The organism is Pseudomonas plecoglossicida NBRC 103162 = DSM 15088 (genome assembly GCF_000730665.1).
Classification (GTDB): domain Bacteria; phylum Pseudomonadota; class Gammaproteobacteria; order Pseudomonadales; family Pseudomonadaceae; genus Aquipseudomonas; species Aquipseudomonas plecoglossicida.
The window spans coordinates 52,154-72,890 of record NZ_BBIV01000031.1; the positions used below are offsets into that span (position 1 = coordinate 52,154).

The 20,737-nt window shown below is 64.6% G+C and carries 15 protein-coding genes; 7 read left to right on the top strand and 8 right to left on the bottom strand.

The window, feature by feature from the left end; genetic code table 11:
• Positions 1 to 209: 209 nt before the first annotated feature.
• The 8 genes from PPL01S_RS17495 to PPL01S_RS17530 form a co-directional block, all read right to left on the bottom strand.
• Entirely contained in the window at positions 210 to 1,697 is a 1,488-nt protein-coding gene (locus PPL01S_RS17495; RefSeq protein ID WP_016392570.1) for an efflux transporter outer membrane subunit, read from the bottom strand.
• Complete coding sequence (locus PPL01S_RS17500) at positions 1,694 to 4,801, bottom strand: efflux RND transporter permease subunit (protein ID WP_028625975.1); 3,108 nt, start codon at positions 4,799 to 4,801, stop codon at positions 1,694 to 1,696. Before PPL01S_RS17500 ends, PPL01S_RS17495 begins: the two co-directional genes overlap by 4 nt.
• Positions 4,798 to 7,896 (bottom strand): MdtB/MuxB family multidrug efflux RND transporter permease subunit, encoded by a 3,099-nt coding sequence (locus PPL01S_RS17505; protein WP_016392568.1) that lies wholly within the window; start codon positions 7,894 to 7,896, stop codon positions 4,798 to 4,800. The genes PPL01S_RS17500 and PPL01S_RS17505 overlap by 4 nt, the downstream gene beginning before the upstream one ends.
• Positions 7,893 to 9,191 carry an MdtA/MuxA family multidrug efflux RND transporter periplasmic adaptor subunit gene (locus tag PPL01S_RS17510; RefSeq protein WP_016392567.1) on the bottom strand — a complete coding sequence of 433 codons (1,299 nt, stop codon included), beginning with the start codon at positions 9,189 to 9,191 and terminating at the stop codon, positions 7,893 to 7,895. The genes PPL01S_RS17505 and PPL01S_RS17510 overlap by 4 nt, the downstream gene beginning before the upstream one ends.
• Before the next feature lie 255 nt (positions 9,192 to 9,446).
• A complete protein-coding gene (tpx, locus tag PPL01S_RS17515; RefSeq protein ID WP_016392566.1) occupies positions 9,447 to 9,947 on the bottom strand; it encodes a thiol peroxidase in 501 nt (166 codons plus the stop codon).
• 167 nt (positions 9,948 to 10,114) lie between these two features.
• The gene (locus tag PPL01S_RS17520) at positions 10,115 to 11,395 is read right to left on the bottom strand and encodes a serine/threonine transporter (RefSeq protein WP_016392565.1); all 1,281 of its coding nucleotides are present in this window, start codon (positions 11,393 to 11,395) and stop codon (positions 10,115 to 10,117) included.
• A gap of 196 nt (positions 11,396 to 11,591) precedes the next feature.
• Positions 11,592 to 12,788: an amino acid aminotransferase gene (locus PPL01S_RS17525; protein ID WP_016392564.1), complete on the bottom strand. Its 1,197-nt coding sequence runs from the start codon at positions 12,786 to 12,788 to the stop codon at positions 11,592 to 11,594.
• 119 nt (positions 12,789 to 12,907) lie between these two features.
• Positions 12,908 to 13,939, bottom strand: coding sequence for an Ldh family oxidoreductase (locus tag PPL01S_RS17530; protein ID WP_016392563.1), 1,032 nt, complete (start codon positions 13,937 to 13,939; stop codon positions 12,908 to 12,910).
• A gap of 142 nt (positions 13,940 to 14,081) precedes the next feature.
• Here PPL01S_RS17530 and PPL01S_RS17535 point away from each other — a divergent pair, with 142 nt between their 5' ends.
• From PPL01S_RS17535 to PPL01S_RS17565, 7 genes are all read left to right on the top strand, one after another.
• Positions 14,082 to 14,945 (top strand): MurR/RpiR family transcriptional regulator, encoded by an 864-nt coding sequence (locus PPL01S_RS17535; RefSeq protein ID WP_016392562.1) that lies wholly within the window; start codon positions 14,082 to 14,084, stop codon positions 14,943 to 14,945.
• Between the two features lie 21 nt (positions 14,946 to 14,966).
• On the top strand, positions 14,967 to 15,719 hold the full coding sequence (locus tag PPL01S_RS17540; protein ID WP_016392561.1) for a transporter substrate-binding domain-containing protein: 753 nt from the start codon (positions 14,967 to 14,969) through the stop codon (positions 15,717 to 15,719).
• A gap of 126 nt (positions 15,720 to 15,845) precedes the next feature.
• The gene (locus PPL01S_RS17545) at positions 15,846 to 16,565 is read left to right on the top strand and encodes an ABC transporter permease (protein WP_016392560.1); all 720 of its coding nucleotides are present in this window, start codon (positions 15,846 to 15,848) and stop codon (positions 16,563 to 16,565) included.
• Entirely contained in the window at positions 16,562 to 17,272 is a 711-nt protein-coding gene (locus PPL01S_RS17550) for an ABC transporter permease (protein ID WP_016392559.1), read from the top strand. Before PPL01S_RS17545 ends, PPL01S_RS17550 begins: the two co-directional genes overlap by 4 nt.
• 15 nt (positions 17,273 to 17,287) lie before the next feature.
• Positions 17,288 to 18,532, top strand: a complete 1,245-nt coding sequence (locus PPL01S_RS17555) for an NAD(P)/FAD-dependent oxidoreductase (protein WP_016392558.1) — start codon at positions 17,288 to 17,290, stop codon at positions 18,530 to 18,532.
• Positions 18,533 to 18,555: 23 nt separating this feature from the next.
• Positions 18,556 to 19,338, top strand: coding sequence for an amino acid ABC transporter ATP-binding protein (locus PPL01S_RS17560; protein ID WP_016392557.1), 783 nt, complete (start codon positions 18,556 to 18,558; stop codon positions 19,336 to 19,338).
• Positions 19,339 to 19,695: 357 nt separating this feature from the next.
• Positions 19,696 to 20,505, top strand: coding sequence for a gamma-glutamyl-gamma-aminobutyrate hydrolase family protein (locus tag PPL01S_RS17565; protein WP_028625976.1), 810 nt, complete (start codon positions 19,696 to 19,698; stop codon positions 20,503 to 20,505).
• The last annotated feature ends 232 nt before the right edge of the window (positions 20,506 to 20,737 follow it).

The following is a 20,737-nucleotide window of genomic DNA, read 5'->3' on the forward strand; positions in this document are numbered from 1 at the left end:
GGAGTTCCAGCGTCGGCTCAGGAGGGCCCGGAAAAACTGACGATTGTACTCAAGCTTTGGCGAAACGCACGGGGTTTTTGCGAATGGGAATGGGTCCGGCAGGATGTCAGCACCGGCCCCATCGCCGGCAAGGCGGCTCCCACAGGTACAACTCAGGTCTCGGGAACTGTGGTGTACCTATGGGAGCCGGCTTGCCGGCGATGGGGTTTCTACTCCTGTTGGGCGAATGCCTGTTCGGCATCCCAGCCGCCACCCAGCGCGGCGATCAGCTGTACGCTGGCCACAAGTCGACCCTCCAGCAGGTTCAGCACGCTGCGTTCGTTGCTCAATGCGGTGGCCTGCACGTTGACCACGTCCAGGTAGCCGATCAACCCGGCACGGTACTGGTTCTCGGTCAGGCGCAGCGACTCGCGCGCGGCATCCAGCGCCTCCTGGCGCACCACGGCCTCGTCGGCGTACACCTTCAGTTGCACCAGGTAGTTCTCCACCTCCTTGAACCCGTCGAGCACCGTCTGGCGGTACTGCGCCACGGTCTGGTCATACACCGCCACGGTGCGATCCACCTCGGCGCTGCGCTTGCCGGCATCGAACAGGGTCAAGGCCAACTGCGGCCCCACCGACCAGTAGCGGTTGGGCAGTTCGATCCAGTTGCTGAAGCTGCTGCTGGAGTAGCCACCGCTCATGCTCAGGCTCAGGTCCGGGAAGTAGGCAGCGCGAGCCACGCCGATACTGGCGTTGGCCGCCATGACATTGCGCTCGGCCGAGGCGATGTCCGGTCGCCGTTCAAGCAGCTGCGACGGCAGGCTGACGGGAATCTGCGGCAAAGCCGGGATGTCCTTGCTGTCGGCCAGGGCGAAATCGGCGGGCGCCCGGCCCAGCAACACGGCGATGGCGTTCTCGAACTGGGCGCGCTGCCAGATCAGGTCGATCAGGTCGGCCTGGGTGCTCTTGAGCTGGGTGCGCGCCTGCGCCACCGCATCCGGGCCGGCAACACCGGCACGGTACTGGTTTTCGTTCATCCGCAGCGAGCGTTGGTAAGCCGCCACGGTGGCTTCCAGCAGGCGCTTCTGTTCATCGATCACACGCAACTGCAAGTAGTTCTGCACCAGTTCCGACTGCTGACTGAGGCGGATCGCAGCGAGGTCGGCAAAGCTGGCCTCGGCGCTGGCTTCGTCGGCGTTCAGGGTTTCGCGCAGCTTGCCCCACAGGTCGATTTCCCAGCTCACGCCGAGCTGCGCATTGTAGGTATTGCGGATGCCGCTGCTGTTGTTCGACAGGCTCGAGCTGGAACTGCCGGTGCCTTGCGCCGAACGCGTCTTGCCGGCGCTCATGTCCAAAGTGGGGAACAACGAGGCACGGCTGCTGCGCACCAGGGCCTGCGCCTGGCGGTACTGGGCTTCGGACTGGGCGACCGTCTGGTTGCTGCGGTTGAGCTCATCGACCAGCGCATTGAGCCGGGCATCCCCATAAACTTCCCACCAGGCGCCGCGGGCGATGGCATCGGACGGGCTGGCCCGGGTCCAGCCTTCGGCCTGCTTGAACTGCGCCGGCGTGCTCAGTTCGGGGCGTTGGTAGTCCGGGCTCAAGGTACAGGCACTGAGCAGCGCCACGCACAGGCCGGCACCGAGCAGGCGCGAGCCTCGCCCTCGGGTCAGCAGCTGCAGGGCACGGTGAAGTGGAGTCTGGGCAAAAGTCATAGCGGAGTTTCCAGGGCGGCGTCGGTGCGCACGCCGCGCCAACGGTTGAAACGGTGGCGCAGGCGGTCGAGGTACAGGTACACCACCGGCGTCGTGTAAAGGGTCAGGACCTGGCTTACGACCAGCCCGCCGATGATGGTCAGGCCCAGCGGCTGGCGCATCTCCGCGCCCTCGGCGCGACTGAGCAGCAGCGGCAAGGCGCCGAGGATGGCGGCCAGGGTGGTCATCAGGATCGGCCGCAGGCGCAACAGGCAAGCGCGGCGGATCGACTCTTCCGGCGTCATGCCCTGGTGGCGCTCCAGTTGCAGGGCGAGGTCGATCATCAGGATGGCGTTCTTCTTCACCACGCCAATCAGCAGGAACAGGCCCAGCAGCGAGATCAGGCTGAACTCGCCACCCGTGACGTACAGCGCCAGCAAGGCGCCGACCCCGGCCGAGGGCAAGGTAGAAAGAATCGTCAGCGGATGGATGTAGCTTTCGTAGAGAATGCCCAGCACCAGGTACACCAGCACCAGCGCACCGAGAATCATGAACGGCTGCCCTTCCTGGGTCTTGGCGAAGGCATTGGCGGTGCCGCCGAGCCTGGCGATCACTTCCTCGGGCAGGCCGACCTTGGCCACCGCACGTTCCACCGCGGCAATGGCCTGGTCGGTGCTGTAGCCCTCGGCGACATCGAAGGCGATGTCTTCCGAGGCGAACTGGCCCTCGTGGCTGACCCGGTCGTTGGCCAGGCTGTTCTGGTAATGGGCGATGGTCGACAGCGGCACCCGCGCGCCGTCACTGGTGATGACCTGCACCTGCTCCAGGGTGCTTGGGTCCCAGGCGTACTTGGGGTTGATCTCCAGCACCACCTGGTACTGGTTGAGGCTGTCGTAGATGGTCGAGATCTGCCGCTGGCTGTAAGCGTTGTTCAACACCGTGGTGACCATGTCCATGTCGATGCCCAAGCGCTTGGCCTGGTCGCGATCGACCACCAAAGTCACCTGCTGGGTGCCGGAGCCGTCGCGGGCATCGATGGCAGTCAGCTCAGGCAGTGCGCGCATCGCCGCGACCACCTTGGGGAACCACTCGCGCAGCGCCGCCAGGTCGCCGCTCTGCAGGGTGTAGAGGTATTGCGAGGAGGTCTGGTCACGGCCTCCGCCACCGAGTTGCAGGTCCTGGTCGGCCATCAGGAACAGGCGCCCACCAGGGACCTTGGGCAGATCCCTGCGCAACCGCTCGATGACCTTCTGCGCGTCGAGCTTGCGCTCGCTGATCGGCTTCAGGCGCACCAGCACCATCGCATTGTTGGTGCCGCTGTTACCGCCAATGAAGCCGGCCACGCTCTGCACCGCCCGATCGGCGAGCAAGGCGCGACGGTAGATTTCCATCTTCGGCTGCATCACGCTGAACGACAGGCCGTCGTCGCCACGGATGAAGCCCATCAACTGGCCGGTATCCTGCTGCGGCATGAGGGTCTTGGGTACCACCACGTACAGGGCGATGTTCAGGCCAATGGTCGCCAGCAGGCTCAACAGGGTCAGGCGTTTGTGGCGCAGGGCCCAACCCAGGCTGGTGTCATAGACGCCGACCATGCGCTGGTGCAGGTGGTCGCTCCAACGCTGCAGGCGGGTCGGCTCGGCGCGCTGCGGCTTGAGCCAGCGGGCGCAGAGCATGGGCGTGAGGGTCAGCGACACGACCAGCGAGACGATGATCGCCGCCGCCAGGGTGATGGAAAACTCCTGGAACAGGCTGCGCACGATGCCACCCATGAACAGGATGGAGACGAACACCGCCACCAGCGAGACGTTCATCGACAGCAAGGTGAAACCCACTTCCTTGGCACCGAGAAACGCCGCACGCATCGGTGGCTCGCCGTTCTCGATATGCCTGGAGATGTTCTCCAGCACCACGATGGCGTCGTCCACCACCAGGCCGGTGGCGAGGATCAGCGCCATCAGCGACAGGTTGTTCAATGAAAAACCACACAGGTACATCACCGCGAAGGTGCCGACCAGCGAGACCGGCACGGCCAGGCTCGGGATCAACGAGGCGCGCAGGTTGCCGAGGAACAGGTAGACCACCAGGATCACCAGCACCACAGCGATCAGCAGGGTGTGCTCGGCCTCCTTGAGGGTGGCCTTGATCACGGGCGAGCGGTCCATGGCCACGTTCAGCTGGACGTTGGCCGGCAGCAACGACTGCAGGGCCGGCAACTGTGCCTTGATCTGGTCGACCGTCTCGATGATGTTGGCGCCGGTCTGGCGGTTGACCACCAGCAGCACTGCGCTCTGGTCGTTGAAGAAGCCGCTGTTGTAACGGTTCTCGACGCTGTCGGTGATGGTCGCCACATCGGACAGGCGCAGGATCGTGCCATTTTGCTGGCGGATCACGATCGGTTCGTAGTCCTTGGCGGTTTCCAGCTGGTCATTGGCACGCACCTGCCAGTTGCGCTCGCTGTCTTCGACGAAGCCCATGGGCCGGCGCTGGTTGGCATTGGCCACAGCCGTACGCACCTCGTCCAGCGACAGGCTGTACTGGTTGAGCAGTTGCGGCTCGACCGCGATGCGCACCGCCGGCAACGAGCTGCCACCGATCTGCACCTCCCCTACCCCGATGACCTGGGCCAGGCTCTGCGCCAGGATGGTATCGGCCAGGTCGTACAGCTGGCCCTTCTGCAGCACGTCCGAGGTCAGCGACAACACCATGATCGGTGCCTGGGACGGGTTGAACTTCTTGTAGGTGGGCATGCTGCGCATGCCGCTTGGCAGCAGGTTGCGAGTGGCATTGATGGCCGCCTGCACCTCGCGCGCTGCGCCGTCGATGTCGCGCCCCTGTTCGAAGCCGATGATCACCCGGGTCGAGCCCTGGTTGGAACTGCTGGTCAGGGTGCTGACGCCGGCGATGCTGCCCAGCTTGCGCTCCAGCGGTGTGGCCACCGTGGCCGCCATCACCTCGGGGCTGGCGCCGGGCAGGTTGGCCTGCACCACGATCACCGGGAAGTCCATCTGCGGCAGCGGTGCCACCGGCAGCAGGCCGAAGCTGACGCCACCGAGGAGCATGATCGCCAGGCTCAGCAGCATGGTCGCCACGGGCCGGCGAATGAACGGTCCGGACAGGTTCATGCCTGGGCCTGCTGGGCGTCGGCGGCCGGGCGCCAGCGGCGCGCCAGGCGGTCGAAGTACAGGTAGATGACCGGTGTGGTGAACAGCGTCAGGACCTGGCTCACCAGCAAGCCGCCGACCATCACCAGGCCCAGCGGCTGGCGCAGCTCGGCCCCGGAGCCGGTGGCCAGCATCAGCGGCACGGCGCCGAACAAGGCCGCCAGGGTGGTCATCAGGATCGGCCGGAAGCGCAGCAGCGCAGCCTGGTAGATCGCATCAAACGGGCTCATGCCCTGGTTGCGCTCGGCTTCGAGCGCAAAGTCGATCATCATGATCGCGTTCTTCTTGACGATACCGATCAACAGGATGATGCCGATGATGGCGATCATGCCCAGGTCGTTGCCGCTGAGGATCAGCGCCAGCAAGGCGCCCACCGCCGCCGACGGCAGGGTCGAAAGGATGGTCACCGGGTGGATGTAGCTCTCGTACAGCACGCCGAGCACGATGTACATGGTCACCACCGCGGCGAGAATCAGCAGCAAGGTGCTCGACAGCGACGCCTGGAAGGCTTCGGCGGCGCCCTGGAAGCGGGTCTGCACGCCGACCGGCATGCCGATTTCCTGCTGCACCTGCTCGATCACCTTCACCGCCTCGCCCAGGGACGCGCCGTGGGCCAGGTTGAACGACATCATCACCGCCGGGAACTGGCCAATGTGCGAAATCGCCAGCTGCGCCTGGCGCTGCTCGATGCGCGCCAGCGCCGACAGGCGCACCTGGCCGCCATCGCTGGCCTTGACGTGGATCGACTCCAGCGCCTGGGGCCCGAGGGTCGCCGCGTCACGCGCCTGCAGCACCACGCGGTACTGGCTGGCCTGGGTATAGATGGTCGAAATCTGCCGTTGGCCGAACGCGTCATACAGGGCGTTGGTGATCTGCGCAACGTTGATGCCCAGCCGGCTGGCCACGTCCCGGTCGATCACCAGGTACACCTGCAGGCCCTTGTCCTGCAGGTCGCTGGCAACGTCCTGCAGTTCCGGGCGTTGCTGCAGCGCCTGCACCAGCTTGCCGCTCCATTGCGCCAGCAGGTCGGCGTCGGGCGAGGACAGGCTGAACTGGTACTGGGTACGGCTGACCCGGTCCTCGATGCTCAGGTCCTGTACCGGCTGCATGAACAGGCGGATACCCACCAGCTTGTCGAGCTGCGGTTGCAGGCGGCGAATGACCTCGTCGGCCGTCACGTCGCGCTCGCCGTGGGGCTTGAGGTTGATCAGCAGGCGGCCACTGTTGAGGGTGGCGTTGTCGCCGTCCACGCCAATGTAGGACGACAGGCTCTGCACCGCCGGGTCCTGCAGGATCACCTGGCTCAGGGCCTGCTGGCGCTCGCTCATGGCGGCGAACGAAGTGGACTGTGGGGCTTCGGAAATGCCCTGGATCACGCCGGTGTCCTGGGCCGGGAAGAAGCCCTTGGGCACCGCCAGGTACAGCACCACGGTCAGTGCCAGGCTGGCCACGGCCACCAGCAGGGTCAGCGGCTGGTGCTTGAGCACCCACTGCAGGCCCCGCCCATAGTGCGCGATCATCCAGTCGATCCAGGCGCCGCTGGCGCGATAGAAACGCCCCTGTTCTTCCTCTTTGGGCTCACGCTTGAGCAGGCGTGCGCACATCATCGGGGTCAGGGTCAGCGACACCACCAGGGAAATCAGGATCGCCACCGCCAGGGTGATGGCGAACTCACGGAACAACCGGCCCACCACATCGGCCATGAACAACAGCGGGATCAGTACGGCGATCAGCGAGAAGGTCAGCGAGATCAAGGTGAAGCCGATCTGCCGCGCCCCCTTGAGCGCCGCTTGCAGGGGCGTCTCGCCTTCTTCGATATGGCGAGAAATGTTCTCCAGCATGACGATGGCATCGTCGACCACGAAACCGGTGGCGATGGTCAGGGCCATCAGCGTCAGGTTGTTGATCGAGAAGCCGGCCAGGTACATCACGCCGAATGTGCCGATCAACGACAGCGGTACGGCAATCGACGGAATGAGGGTGGCGCTGAAGCGGCGCAGGAAGACGAAGGTCACCATCACCACCAGCACGATGGCGATCAGCAGTTCGTGCTGCACGTCCTTGACCGCGGCGCGGATGGTCTGGGTACGGTCGGTCAGCACCGAGACGTCGAGGCCGGCAGGCAGGTTATCGGTGATCGAGGGCAGCAGTTCCTTGATGCGGTCGACCACTTCAATGACGTTGGCACCCGGCTGGCGCTGGATGTTCAGCAACACCGCCTGGTTCTGGTTGGCCCAGGCGGCCAGGCGATCGTTCTCGGCGCCATCGACGATTTCAGCGACGTCCTTCAGGCGCAGCGGCGCGCCGTTGTTGTACGCCAGGATCAGGTTGGCGTACTCCTCGGGGGAGCGCAGCTGGTCATTGGCGTCGAGCATCGACACCCGGGTCGGGCCATCGAAGTTGCCCTTGGGCTGGTTGACGTTGGAGGCGCCGATCAGGGTGCGCACGTCGTCCAGGTTCAGGCCGTTAGCGGCCAGTGCATCGACGTTGACCTTGACCCGCACCGCCTGGCGCTGGCCGCCGGCGATGCTGACCATGCCCACGCCGCTGATCTGCGCGAGCTTCTGCGCCACGCGAGTGTCGACCAGGTCGTTGAGCTTGGGCAGGGGCATGGTCTTGCTGGAAATCGCCAGGGTCAGCACTGGCGTGTCGGCCGGATTGACCTTGTTGTACACCGGAGGCGCCGGAAGATCGCTGGGCAACAGGTTGGTGGCGGCGTTGATCGCGGCCTGCACCTGCTGCTCGGCAACGTCCATGTTCATGTCCAGGCTGAAGCGCAAGGTCAGCACCGAGGCGCCGCCGGAGCTGGTCGAAGCCATCTGGGTCAGGCCGGGCATCTGGCCGAACTGGCGCTCCAGCGGTGCAGTGACCGCACTGGTCATCACCTGGGGGCTGGCGCCCGGGTAGAGGGTCATCACCCGGATCGTCGGGTAATCCACCTGGGGCAGCGCCGAGACCGGCAGCAACGTGTAGGCGATCAGGCCGGCCAGGACGATGGCCAGCATGCTCAGCGTGGTGGCGACCGGGCGCAGGATGAACAGGCGCGAGAGGTTCATGCGCCCGCCTTGCCCGCTGCGTTGCCTGGCAGTGCTTCACCCGTCTGCGCCGAACCCTTGGCATCCTGGCCCTGCAAGTGCTGGCCGGGGGTGGTCGGCACTTGCGAGCTGTCTTCGACGACGTCCACCTTGGTTCCTTCGCGCAGGCGGTCGGTGCCTTCCAGCACCAGGCGCTCACCGGCCTTCAGGCCATCGAGGATCACGCTGTTCTGGCCGTCGCTGGCACCCACTTTGAGCTTGCGCACATTGACGGTGTTGTCGGCATTGACCACATAAGCGAAGGTGCCGTCGTTACCGAACTGGATCGCCGCCGCCGGGGCCATGACCACCTGCTTGAGGGTGTCGGCCAGCAGGCGCACGTTGACGAACTGGTTGGGGAACAGCGCCAGATCCTTGTTCTCGAAGCGACCCTTGAACTTCAAGGTACCGGTGGTAGTGTCGATCTGGTTGTCGATGCTGCCCAGCACGCCTTTGGACTGCAGCTTGCTGTCGCTGCGGTCCCAGGCCTCGACCGGCAGGCTGGCGCCACTGCGGTAGCGCTCGAGCACGGTGGTCAGTTCGGTTTCCGGCAGGGTGAACGCCACGCTGATGGGCTCGGTCTGGGTGATCACCACCAGGGCGGTGGTGTCGTTGGCCGCTACCAGGTTGCCCAGGTCGAGCTGGCGCAAGCCCACGCGACCAGTGATCGGCGAGCGGATCTGGCTGAAGTCGAGGTTCAGTCGCGCGTCGATGACCTGGGCCTGGTTGGTCTTCACCAACCCCTGGAACTGCGCCACCTGGGCCTCGGCGGTATCGAGGGTCTGCTTGGCGATGCTGTCCTCGGCGTACAGGCCTTTGTAGCGGCCTAGGTCGACCTGGGCGTTCTTCAGCTGGGCCTGGTTCTGCGCCAGGGTGCCTTCGGCCTGCTGCAGGGCGATGCGGTACGGGCGCGGGTCGATCTCGGCCAGCAGGTCGCCGGCCTTGACCTGCTGCCCTTCGTTGAAGTGGATCTTGACCAGTTCTCCGGCGACCCGGCTGCGCACGTTGACCGTGTTGATCGCGGTTACCGTACCCAGTGCCTTGTAATAGAGAGGGAAGTCACCCACCCGTACCGGCTCGACCCGTACCGGTACCGGGTCGATCGAACCGCCAAAGCCCGGGCGCCCCATGCCCATGCCTTTGCCCGGGCGCCCTCCCTCCGCCTGTTTATGGGCAGGCGATGCCGGCCACAGCCACCAGGCCAGCAGGGCCACCAGCAGCAGGATCAGCAGGCCGACGAGCCAGCGACGAGGAGATCGGGAGACAGAAGCTTGCATGGGTTGAACGAACCTTGTTCGAAATGACGACTTTAGGAGGGTGAACGATAAGCACTGGCATCGTTTTAGCAAAGTGCCTTTACCAGAGGTTTACCTTTGCCTGACGTTGCCAAAACGCTGAACTTCAAATGAAAACGGCCCGGAACGTGTTCCGGGCCGTTACAGGGTGTTGCTTCGAGAGCGACCGGTGCAAAGAGTTCCTTTGCCCGCCCCGGCCCTATCGCCGGCAAGCCGGCTCCCACATTCAGTCGAACCTTACTTCAGAGAAGCCAGTGCTGCTTCATAGTTGGGCTCGTCGGCAATTTCGCCAACCAGTTCGCTGTGCAGCACTTTATCGTTCTCGTCCAGCACCACGACGGCGCGGGCAGCCAGGCCGGCCAGCGGGCCGTCGGCGATGGCGACGCCGTAGTTCTGCAGGAACTCGGCACCGCGCAGGGTCGACAGGTTCTGCACGTTCTCCAGGCCTTCGGCACCGCAGAAACGCGCCTGGGCGAACGGCAGGTCGGCGGAAATGCACAGCACCACGGTGTTGGCCACGTCATTGGCCTGGGCGTTGAACTTGCGCACCGAGGTGGCGCAGGTCGGGGTGTCGACGCTTGGGAAGATGTTCAGCACCTTGCGCTTGCCGGCGAAGTCCTTCAGCGAGGTGTCGGCCAGGTTGCCGGCTACCAAGGAGAAGGCAGGCGCCTGGGCACCGACCTTCGGCAGTTCGCCTTTGACTTGAACCGGGTTGCCTTTGAGAGTCACTTGAGCCATGGACGAAATCCTTATGCGGGGTTTGAAAAAGACCCTGAGTTAAGCATGAAGGCGGCCGCGTGCCTATGGGGACAGCTAAATTGTTCTATTTCCTGACATTTTTTGTGGACAAAAAAATGCCCGATTGGCCACAAGCCAACCGGACACTCTTCACCCCAGGTGCCGTATCAGGCCAGCAGGCCGTACACCACCGAGGTCAGGGCCACCAGGCCGATGACCGTGACGAACACGTTCGACATCGCACCGCTGTACTTGCGCATCGACGGCACGCGACGGATGGCGTACATCGGCATGAGGAACAGCAGTACCGCGATGATCGGGCCGCCGAGCGATTCGATCATGCCGAGGATGCTCGGGTTGAGCGTGGCGACGATCCAGCAGACCACCAGCATCAGCGCCGCGACCACGCGGTCCAGGGCCTTGGCGCCTGGGCGCGCGCCGGTCTTGGCGATGATGCCCTTGAGGCCTTCGCTGGCGCCGATGTAGTGGCCAAGGAACGACTTGGCGATGGCGATGAAGGCAATCAACGGCGCGGCAAAGGCGATGGTCGGGTTGCTGAAGTGGTTGGCCAGGTACGACAGGATCGACAGGTTCTGCGCCTTCGCTTCAGCCAGCTGGGCGCTGTCGAGGGTGAGTACGCAGCTGAACACGAAGAACAGCACCATGGCCACCATCAGCAGGTGCGCACGAGCCAGGATCTGCCCGCTGCGTTCGTCGGCGTGCTCGCCGTAGCGGCGCTTCTGGTCGACGGCGAAGGCCGAAATGATCGGCGAGTGGTTGAAGGAGAACACCATCACCGGGATCGCCAGCCACACGGTGTGCAGGAAGGCCGAACCCGAAGGCACCTGGCTGGCGCTGTCGAGGATGCCGCCGGTCCAGTGTGGCACCAGGTACAGGCCCAGCAGCGCCAAGGCGACGATGAACGGGTACACCAGCAGACTCATCACCTTGACCGTGGCCTGCTCGCCGCAGCGCACGATGGCCAACAGACCGAGAATCAGCACGAACGACAGCAGCGCCCGCGGTGGCGGCTCGATGTGCAGCTGGTGCTCCATGAAGCTGCTGACCGTGTTGGTCAGGGCCACGCTGTAGATCAGCAGGATCGGGAAGATGGCAAAGAAGTACAGCACCGTGATCAGCGCACCGGCCTTGATGCCGAAATGCTCTTCGACCACCTGGGTGATGTCGCTACCACTGCGCCCGGAGAGCACGAAGCGGGTCAGGCCACGGTGGGCGAAGTAGGTCATGGGGAAGGCCAGCGCGGCCAGGATCAGCAGCGGCCAGAAACCGCCAAGACCGGCGTTGATCGGCAAAAACAGCGTGCCAGCGCCGATGGCGGTGCCGAACAGGCCCAGCATCCAGGTGGTGTCGTGACGCGACCAGCTCTGCAGCGCTGCTGGGGTCGATTCTTCAAAGCGTTGTTCAACGCTTGGGGCCTGCTCATTCATTCCGGGTGAAGCTCCACTCGCAAGACTGCAACAGGCTGAGAATGGCGAAATAGACCTTTCGCCCTACTCAACCAAATAAAGAAGGGCGCGATTGTGCGCTGATGGTTGCACTTTGGAAAGCCCCACCCGAGGGACGGTTGCGCTTGTCATGACAACAGGTAAAACCAAAGGGCCGCAAAGCGGCCCCCTGCCTACATCACTTCTGAACGGCGGCGAAAGCCTCGGCCACCCGTTGCAGGTTGGCCGGGCGCAACCCGGACATGCACACCCGGCCGCTGTCGATCAGGTACACGCCAAACTCGTCACGCAGGCGACGTACCTGCTCGACGCTGAAACCGGTGTAGCTGAACATGCCACGCTGGCGCAGGAAGAACTGGAAGTCCTGACCCGGCAGCAGCACGGCCAGGGCATCGACCAGCGCCTGGCGCATGTCGAGGATACGCTTGCGCATCACTTCCACTTCCGCGGCCCACTGGCCATTCAAGGCCTCATCGCCGAGCACGCCGGCGACCAGCTGGGCACCGAAGTTGGGCGGGCTGGAGTAGTTGCGACGCACGGTTGCCTTGAGCTGGCCGAGCACGCTCTGGGTGGTGGCTTCGTCGTCGCAGACCACCGACAGGCCGCCTACCCGCTCGCCGTACAGCGAGAAGATCTTGGAGAACGAGTTGCTGACCAGACACGGTACGCCGGCACGGGCCATTTCGCGGATGGCGAAGGCATCTTCAACCAGGCCTTCAGCAAAGCCCTGGTAGGCGATGTCGAGGAACGGAATCAGCTGGCGCGCCTTGACCACTTCCACCACTTGTTGCCACTGCTGCGGCTCGAGGTCGGCGCCAGTGGGGTTGTGGCAGCAAGGGTGCAGCAGCACGATGCTGTTGGCGGGCAAGGTCTGCAGGGCCGCCAGCATGCCAGCGAAGTCCACGCCACGGGTGGCCTGGTCGAAGTACGGGTAGGTGTGCACCTTGAACCCGGCACCTTCGAAGATCGCACGGTGGTTGTCCCAGGTCGGGTTGCTGACCCAGACTTCCGACTGCGGGAAGTAACGCTTGAGGAAGTCGGCACCGACTTTTAGTGCGCCGGAGCCGCCCACGGTCTGCACGGTGGCCACACGCTTGCCGGTCACTGCCGGGTGATCGGCGCCGAACAGCAGCGCCTGGATCGCCTGGCGGTAGCTGGCCAGGCCTTCCATCGGCAGGTACAGCGAGGCTTCGTGGGCCTGGCCGGCAATGCGTTTTTCCACCGCATCCACCGCTGCCAGTTGCGGCACCACGCCGGCCTCATCGTAGTACAGGCCGATACTCAGGTTGACCTTGTCGGCGCGCGGGTCGGCCTTGAAGGTTTCCATCAACGAGAGGATCGGGTCGCCGGCATAGGCATCGACATGTTTGAACACTGCGTGCAGCTCCTTGGATCAGGACAGTTCGGAATGACTGCCCTGAGGATACCCGCAGTCGCGGGGAAGGAACATCACCTAATGTGCAAGGTTGTCTATGCAAGATTGCATGGCGGGCCCTATCGCCGGCAAGCCAGCGCCTCAAGCTCCTGCACCTCCCGCTCGGTCACCGCCACCCCTTCCCGCTCAGCCACTGCCCGCTCCCGGTAACGCCGCTCGCCCGGCATCCGCGACAAGCCCACCGCCTGCATCTGCTCGACCAGCTCCCGGCTGCGCAGGGCAAAACGCTCACCTTCGGCCTTGCTCGGGTCGATGACGATGATCAGTTGCCCGGTCCATGGTGTCTTCGCCCCCGGATGCCCCGACCAGTCGAACTCCCAGGAGAAATGTCCACCGGTCAGCGCCGCCGCCAGCAACTCAACCATCATCGACAGGGCCGAGCCTTTGTGCCCGCCGAACGGCAGCAATGCCCCGCCTTCAAGGATGGCCTTGGGGTCGGTGGTCGGCTGGCCATCGGCATCCACGCCCATGCCTTCGGGCAATGACTGCCCGGCGCGCGCGGCGATCTGAACGTCTCCGTGGGCCATGGCGCTGGTGGCCATGTCGAAGACGATCGGAGCATGCCCTGCGCACGGGGCGGCGAACGCGATCGGGTTGGTGCCGAACAACGGCTTGCGCGCCCCGTGCGGCACGACGCAGGTCATGCTGTTGACCACGCTCAGGGCTACCAGGCCTTCTTCGGCGAATGGCTCGACATCCGGCCACAGCGCAGCGAAATGGTGCGAATTGTGGATCGCCAGCACGGCGATGCCGGCATTGCGCGCTTTCTCCACCAGCAGGTCGCGCGCGGCAGCCAGGGCCGGCTGGGCAAACCCACCGCCGGCATCGACCCGCACGAACGCCGCTGCCACATCGGTGACTTGCGGCACAGCCTGGCCATTCACCCAGCCGCTGGCCAGCGTCGAGACATAGCCTGGAATGCGGAACACGCCATGGCTGTGGGCGCCGTCGCGCTGGGCGCTGGCGCAGTTGTGGGCGAGCACGCCGGCCACGCGTTCACTACAGCCGTGGCGCTGGAGAATCGCTTGCAGCAGCCCCTGCAACTGGCCGAAGGGCATGCGCACGACAGGGTCGGTGGAAGGTGCGGACATCTGAAGCTCCTTTCTTGGAATTGGAATGGCAACAGCGTTGGCAACGACAAAAACTTTCCTGTAAGTGACAGCTATCTGTCAAATATTGACTTGACGACAGAAAACATCCATTTTCCGTTTCACGCCTCACCGGAGCAGCAGCATGAACCAATCGCTCAAGCAACGCCTGGAAAGCAGCCTGCAGAAAGCTGCCGCGTCAGGCCGCAAGATCGCCAGCTACATGCTTGCCAACCTCCATGAATTACCGTTCCAGACCTCGGCCAGCATCGCTGCCAAGCTCGGCGTCAGCGAATCCAGCGTCGGGCGTTTCTGCCGCTCCCTCGGTTATGCCCATCTCAAGGCGCTCAAGCAAGACCTGCAGAGCGACCTGGGCGACGGCCCGTGGCTGGTGGGCGACCGCTTGCAGGAGTACCGCCAGCAGCAGGACGACACGGCCAGCACCGGCAGCCTGGAGCTGGAAATCGCCGCCCTGGTGCGGGTGCATGAATACAGCCGCAGCGAGCCGTGGCACCGCTCGGCCCAGCGCCTGGCCGAGCGCCCGCGGGTATTCGTCGCTGGCTTTCAGACCGAACGCGGTATCGCCCAGTGCATGGCGAACCTGCTGCATTACCTGCGCGATGGCGTGCAACTGGTCGATGGCAGCGCCGGTCACTTCGGCGAAGTGCTGCTCGGGCGCCCGGAAAACAGCGCCCTGGTGGTGTTCGAGGCGCGCCGCTATTCCCGCCATGCCCTGATGCTGTGCCAGAAGGCGCGTCAGGCCGGCATCCCGGTCACACTGGTGACCGACACCTTCTGTGACTGGGCCGATGCCAACGCCGACGAGGTGTTCCGCATCCCCACCGAGTTCAATCTGTTCTGGGAATCCACCTCGGCGATGCTGTCGTGGGTGCACCTGATGGTCAACGAGGTCTGCAAGAAACTCGGGCCTGATGTTGAAAAACGCTTGGAAGCGACTGCCGCTCTACATAACGAGTTCGTCGGCTACACGGCGGGCAAACAACAATAGCAAGAGTGCAAGAGGTGCAAGATGAACAAGACCATGGCGATGGTGGGTGCGTGTGCCCTGCTGCTGGCCGGTGCGGCCAGTGCCGAGACCCTGCGTTTTGCCACCGAGGGCGCCTACCCGCCCTTCAACTATGTCGATGCCGATAACCAGCTGCATGGCTTCGACATCGACATCACCCATGCCCTGTGCGAGCAGATGAAAGTCGAATGCACCCTGGTCGCCCAGGACTGGGAAGGCATCATCCCCGCATTGATGGCGCGCAAGTACGACGCGGTGGTGGCCTCGATGATCGACACCGAGGAGCGTCGCAAGAAGATCGCCTTCACCGACCATTACTACCGCACGCCACTGACCGTCGCCGTGGCCAAGGACAGCAAGATCAGCGACGCCCAGACCACCTTCAATGGCTACACCGTGGGCGCCCAGTCGTCTTCGACCCAGGCGATCTACGCCGAGGACGTCTACGCCAAGGCCGGCGCCGACGTGAAGCTGTACCCGACCATGGACGAGGCCAACGCCGACCTCGCCGCCGGCCGCCTGGACGGGGTGATCGCCGACAAGTTCCCGCTGCACGAGTGGATGGACAAGAACGGCCAGGACTGTTGCAAGGTCCTCGGTGACGTGGCCGGGACCAAGGCCGATGCCGCCATCGCCGTGCGCAAGGACGACGAGGCTTTGCGCCAGCGGCTCAATACCGCGCTGGCCGCGATCGTCGCCAACGGCACCTACCAGAAGATCGCCAGCAAGTACTTCGCCTTCGACATCTACAACTGACTTTCGGCCCCCATCGCCGGCAAGCCGGCTCCCACAGGTATCCCACAGTTCTCAGGCTCGGTGAAAGACCTGTGGGAGCCGGCTTGCCGGCGATAGGGCCAGACCCGTCAACACAAGGGGTACGTCATGCTCGACCAATTGTCCTTGCTGTCATTCGCCAGCGGTGGCTGGGGCCAGGCGCTGCTGGCCGGCGCCCTGGTGACCGTGTCGCTGGCACTGGCCTGCCTGCCCATCGGCCTGCCGCTGGGCCTGGCCGTGGCCCTGGCGGCCCGTTCGCGCAAGCGCCTGCCGCGCGCCTGGGCCACCACATTCTCGACCGTATTCCGCGGCCTGCCCGAACTGCTGACCCTGCTGATCATCTATTACGGCTGCCAGATCGCCGCGCAGAAGCTGCTCGCCGCCCTGGGCTATGAAGGCGAGTTCCTGATCAACACGTTCCTTGCCGCGATGATCGCCTTCAGCCTGGTGTTCGCCGCGTTCTCCAGCGAAATCTGGCTGGCCGCCTTCAAGACCCTGCCCAAAGGGCAGCTGGAAGCGTGCTCGGCGCTGGGCCTGGGCAAGCGCACGGGGTTCTTCAAGGTGGTACTGCCGCAATTGACTCGCATCGCCCTGCCAGGCCTGTCCAACAACTGGCTGTCGCTGCTCAAGGACACCTCGCTGGTGTCGACCATCTCGCTGGTCGACCTGATGCGCCAGACCAACCTGGCGGTCAGCGTGACCAAGGAACCGATGTTCTTCTATGGCGTCGCCTGCCTGGGCTACCTGCTGTTCTCGGCGCTGTCGGGGCGGGTGTTCGCCTACATCGAGCGGCGCAGCAACCGCCACCTGCAAGGAGCTCGCGCATGAGTGCCGAACAACTGCTGAGCCTGGTGCTCGACCCTGACCTGCTGGAGCGCTATGGCCCGCGCTTCGTCGATGGCTTGTTGGTGACCGCCAAGCTGGTGGCGATTTCCTTCAGCCTGGGTGCCGTGCTCGGCCTGCTGCTGGCCCTGGCACGCCTGTCGCGCAACCTGCTGCTGCAACGTCTGGCGGCCGGCTACATCTACTTCTTTCGCGGCTCTCCCCTGCTGGCCCAGCTGTTTTTGCTGTACTACGGACTAGGCTCGCTCAAGGGCTTCTGGCAGGACATCGGGCTGTGGTGGTTCTTCCGCGAAGCCTGGTTCTGCACCCTGCTGGCCTTCACCCTGAACACCGCTGCCTACCAGGCCGAGATCTTCCGTGGCAGCCTGATGGCGGTGGCCCCGGGGCAGTACGAAGCCGCGCGGGCCTTGAACCTCAAACGCTCGACCACCTTCTTCAAGGTGATCCTGCCGCAATCGCTGCTGGTGGCCATCGGCCCGCTGGGCAACGAGCTGATCCTGATGATCAAGGCCAGCGCCATCGCATCGCTGGTGACCATCTACGACCTCATGGGCGTGACCAAGCTGGCCTTCTCGCGCAGCTTCGACTTCCAGATCTACCTGTGGGCCGCAGTGCTCTACCTGGTGATCGTGGAGCTGGTGCGGCGCCTGCTCAAACACCTGGAAGCCCGCCTGGGCCGCCATTTGAACTGACCGAAGGATACAACCATGCACTGCCAAACCCTTGTCCTCGGCGCCGGCATCGTTGGCGTCAGCACCGCGCTGCACCTGCAGGCACGCGGGCGCCAGGTGATCCTGATCGACCGTGACGAACCCGGCAGCGGCACCAGCCATGGCAATGCCGGGCTGATCGAACGCTCCAGCGTCATTCCCTACGCCTTTCCCCGCCAGTTCGGTGCGCTGCTGCGCTATGGCCTGAACCGCCAGCCCGATGTGCGCTACAGCCTGCTGCACCTGCCCAAGGCGGCGCCCTGGCTGCTGCGCTACTGGCAGCAGTCGTCGCCTCGGCGCCTGGCCGGCGCTGCGGCCGACATGCTGCCGCTGGTACAGCGCTGCGTCGAGGAGCATGACGCGCTGATCGATGCCGCGGGCCTGCAGGCCTTGGTGCAAGCCAAGGGCTGGATCGAGGTGTACCGCGACCCGGCCCTGTTCGAACAGGCCAAGGCCGAGCTCAAGAACCTGGCCCGTTATGGCCTGCAGTACGAAGTCCTCGAGCGCGGTCAACTGCAGGGACGCGAGCACCTGCTCGACAGCGCCGTGGTCGGCGGTATCCACTGGCTCGACCCGAAGACCGTGAGCAACCCCGGTGCCCTCACCCGTGGCTACGCCGCGCTGTTCGTCCAGCGTGGCGGGACGTTCCTCCATGGTGACGCCTGCAGCCTGCGCCAGGTCGACAGCCAGTGGCAGGTCGACAGCCAGCGCGGCCCGATCACCGCCGACGAGGTGGTGGCCTGCCTGGGCCCGCAGTCGGCCGATCTCTACCAGCGGCTGGGTTACCAGATCCCGTTGGGTATCAAGCGTGGCTACCACATGCACTACGGTACCCGCGACGGTGCGCAGCTGCAGCACGCGATCTGCGACACCCAGGGCGGCTATGTGCTGGCGCCCATGGCCCGCGGCGTGCGCCTGACCACCGGCATCGAGTTCGCCGCCAGCGGCGCAGCGGGCAACGAGATCCAGCTCAAGCGCTGCGAAGCCCTCGCCCGCAAGCTGTTCCCGGCACTGGGCCAGCGCCTCGACGACGAACCCTGGCTGGGCCGCCGCCCTTGCCTGCCGGACATGCGCCCGGTGATCGGCCCGGCGCCACGGCACAAGGGCCTGTGGTTCAACTTCGGCCACGCCCACCACGGCCTGACCCTTGGCCCGGTCAGTGGCCGCCTGCTGGCCGAGCTGCTCACCGGCGAGCACCCCTTCACCGACCCTGCGCCCTACAGCGCAGCACGTTTCGACTGATAACCCTGCGGGAGAACAACAACATGACCGCCCCCCTGAGCGTTGCCAGCCTTGCCCCCGAACCCGACCCACGCCCGGTGCTGATCCGTATCGAGGGCCTGAACAAGCACTATGGCGCCTTCCATGTGCTGCGCGACATCGACCTGCAGGTGCGCGAAGGCGAGCGCATCGTCCTGTGCGGCCCGTCCGGGTCGGGCAAGTCCACCCTGATCCGCTGCATCAACCGCCTGGAAGTGGCCGAGCGCGGCAGCATCCAGGTGGCCGGTACCGACCTTGCCGCCACCAGCCGCCAGGCGGCCCAGGTGCGCAGCGAGATCGGCATGGTGTTCCAGCATTTCAACCTGTTCCCGCACATGAGCGTGCTCGACAACTGCCTGTTGGCGCCGACCAGCGTGCGCGGCCTGTCGCGCAAGGATGCCGAGGAACGGGCGCGGATGTACCTGAGCAAGGTGGGTATCGAGAACCAGGCGCACAAGTACCCCAGTCAGCTCTCCGGCGGCCAGCAGCAGCGCGTGGCGATCGCCCGGGCGCTGTGCATGAAGCCGCGGATCATGCTGTTCGACGAACCGACGTCGGCACTTGACCCAGAGATGGTCGCCGAGGTGCTGGATGTGCTGGTGCAACTGGCCGGCACCGGCATGACCATGCTCTGCGTCACCCATGAAATGGGCTTCGCCCGGCAGGTCGCGGAGCGGGTGCTGTTCCTGGAGGGTGGGCGGATCATCGAGGACAGCCCACCGCAGGTGTTCTTCAACCAGCCGCGCACGGCGCGGGCCAAGGGGTTCCTGGCGCAGATACTTCATTGATGCCACTGGCCCTGGAGCCGGCATGCCGGCGACAGGGCCAGCAGCTATGCCGCGCCCTTTTATTGCACTGCTGCAATGAACCAACTGCGTCGTTAAATATTATTGACCTACCCCCCTGCCAAACCCTTGCCGCCTCAGGCTCGCAAGGGTTTTGGCCCCCAAATTTCGGCGCAAAACCCCTTCCGACGCCCGCTCCCGCCGTTTGACATATTAAACGGCTCTGGCAAGCTATCCATAAGCCCCGACCGGAATCGTCCTCTGACGAGCCGGCAGTGCTCGGGGCTTCAGGTGGCACACCAGGCACTGCGCCGTGCACCTGCACAACAACGGCAGGTCGAACCTGCCATAAGGTGACATATGTCCAACAGCAACATTGGCAACAAGAAACCCTCCCTGCGCAAACCCGTCGTCCTGATGACCATGGGCAGCCAAGAGCGCAAAGGCCATGACTACCAGGTCATGACCCACAAATACATCACCCCGCTGGTCGAGTTCTCCGATTGCGTCCCGGTTCTGGTGCCCACCTGCTGTGGCGTCGAAGACCTCGAGACCTATCTGGACATGGCCGACGGCGTGTACCTGACCGGTGCCGGCAGCAACATCGAGCCGAGCCTGTACGGCCAGGAAAACCAGACCCCGGGCAAAGGCCAGGACGTCAACCGCGACCTGTTCGACATCCCGCTGGTCAAGGCAGCGATCAAGCGCGGCCTGCCAATCTTCGGCATCTGCCGCGGCATGCAGGAAATCAACGTGGCCCTCGGTGGTGATATCTACCAGAAGGTCTACGCAGAACCTGGCTTCAACGATCACCGGGAAAACCCGGAAGATCCGGTCGAGGTGCAGTACGCCCAGGTGCACCGCGTGAAGATCAAGCCAGGCAGCTGGCTGCGTGACACCCTCGGCACCGACGAGATTCGCGTCAACTCGCTGCATGGCCAGGGCCTGCGCAACCTCGGTGCTGGCATCGAGCCGATCGCCCATGCCGAAGACGGCCTGGTCGAAGCGATTCATGCGCCAAGCATTTCGCCATTCCTGTTCGCCGTGCAGTGGCACCCGGAATGGCAAGCGGCCAAGAACCCTGACTCGATCAAGATCTTCCAGGCCTTCGGTGACGCCTGCCGCGCTCAGGTACGCAAATCCCAGCTCAAGCGCCAACAGGCCGCCTGACACTCAGCTTCGTTAGCTTTGATCGCGGGGCGGCGCAAGGTCGCCCCCGCTTCCCCGGTCACCCTCTGCTGGTCCCAGAACACTTCCCGTGGAAGCGGGCGGCGGGCTTGTGCCTGTCTCCGCGATCGTTTTTTCCTTTCCCCTCGCTAGAGATACGATGACTGTCAGGTGATTGTCGTAAGATCTCCTGCGCCTGCGAGATCGAGCGCCGCCCGCGCGGCGCATCGCGAGC

Bases quoted from the DNA above. Each gene is read 5' to 3' on its own strand.
- PPL01S_RS17495 (WP_016392570.1), bottom strand. From the start codon at position 1,697: ATGACTTTTGCCCAGACTCCACTTCACCGTGCCCTGCAGCTGCTGACC.
- PPL01S_RS17500 (WP_028625975.1), bottom strand. From the start codon at position 4,801: ATGAACCTGTCCGGACCGTTCATTCGCCGGCCCGTGGCGACCATGCTG.
- PPL01S_RS17505 (WP_016392568.1), bottom strand. From the start codon at position 7,896: ATGAACCTCTCGCGCCTGTTCATCCTGCGCCCGGTCGCCACCACGCTG.
- PPL01S_RS17510 (WP_016392567.1), bottom strand. From the start codon at position 9,191: ATGCAAGCTTCTGTCTCCCGATCTCCTCGTCGCTGGCTCGTCGGCCTG.
- tpx (WP_016392566.1), bottom strand. From the start codon at position 9,947: ATGGCTCAAGTGACTCTCAAAGGCAACCCGGTTCAAGTCAAAGGCGAA.
- PPL01S_RS17520 (WP_016392565.1), bottom strand. From the start codon at position 11,395: ATGAATGAGCAGGCCCCAAGCGTTGAACAACGCTTTGAAGAATCGACC.
- PPL01S_RS17530 (WP_016392563.1), bottom strand. From the start codon at position 13,939: ATGTCCGCACCTTCCACCGACCCTGTCGTGCGCATGCCCTTCGGCCAG.
- PPL01S_RS17535 (WP_016392562.1), top strand. From the start codon at position 14,082: ATGAACCAATCGCTCAAGCAACGCCTGGAAAGCAGCCTGCAGAAAGCT.
- PPL01S_RS17540 (WP_016392561.1), top strand. From the start codon at position 14,967: ATGAACAAGACCATGGCGATGGTGGGTGCGTGTGCCCTGCTGCTGGCC.
- PPL01S_RS17545 (WP_016392560.1), top strand. From the start codon at position 15,846: ATGCTCGACCAATTGTCCTTGCTGTCATTCGCCAGCGGTGGCTGGGGC.
- PPL01S_RS17550 (WP_016392559.1), top strand. From the start codon at position 16,562: ATGAGTGCCGAACAACTGCTGAGCCTGGTGCTCGACCCTGACCTGCTG.
- PPL01S_RS17555 (WP_016392558.1), top strand. From the start codon at position 17,288: ATGCACTGCCAAACCCTTGTCCTCGGCGCCGGCATCGTTGGCGTCAGC.
- PPL01S_RS17560 (WP_016392557.1), top strand. From the start codon at position 18,556: ATGACCGCCCCCCTGAGCGTTGCCAGCCTTGCCCCCGAACCCGACCCA.
- PPL01S_RS17565 (WP_028625976.1), top strand. From the start codon at position 19,696: ATGTCCAACAGCAACATTGGCAACAAGAAACCCTCCCTGCGCAAACCC.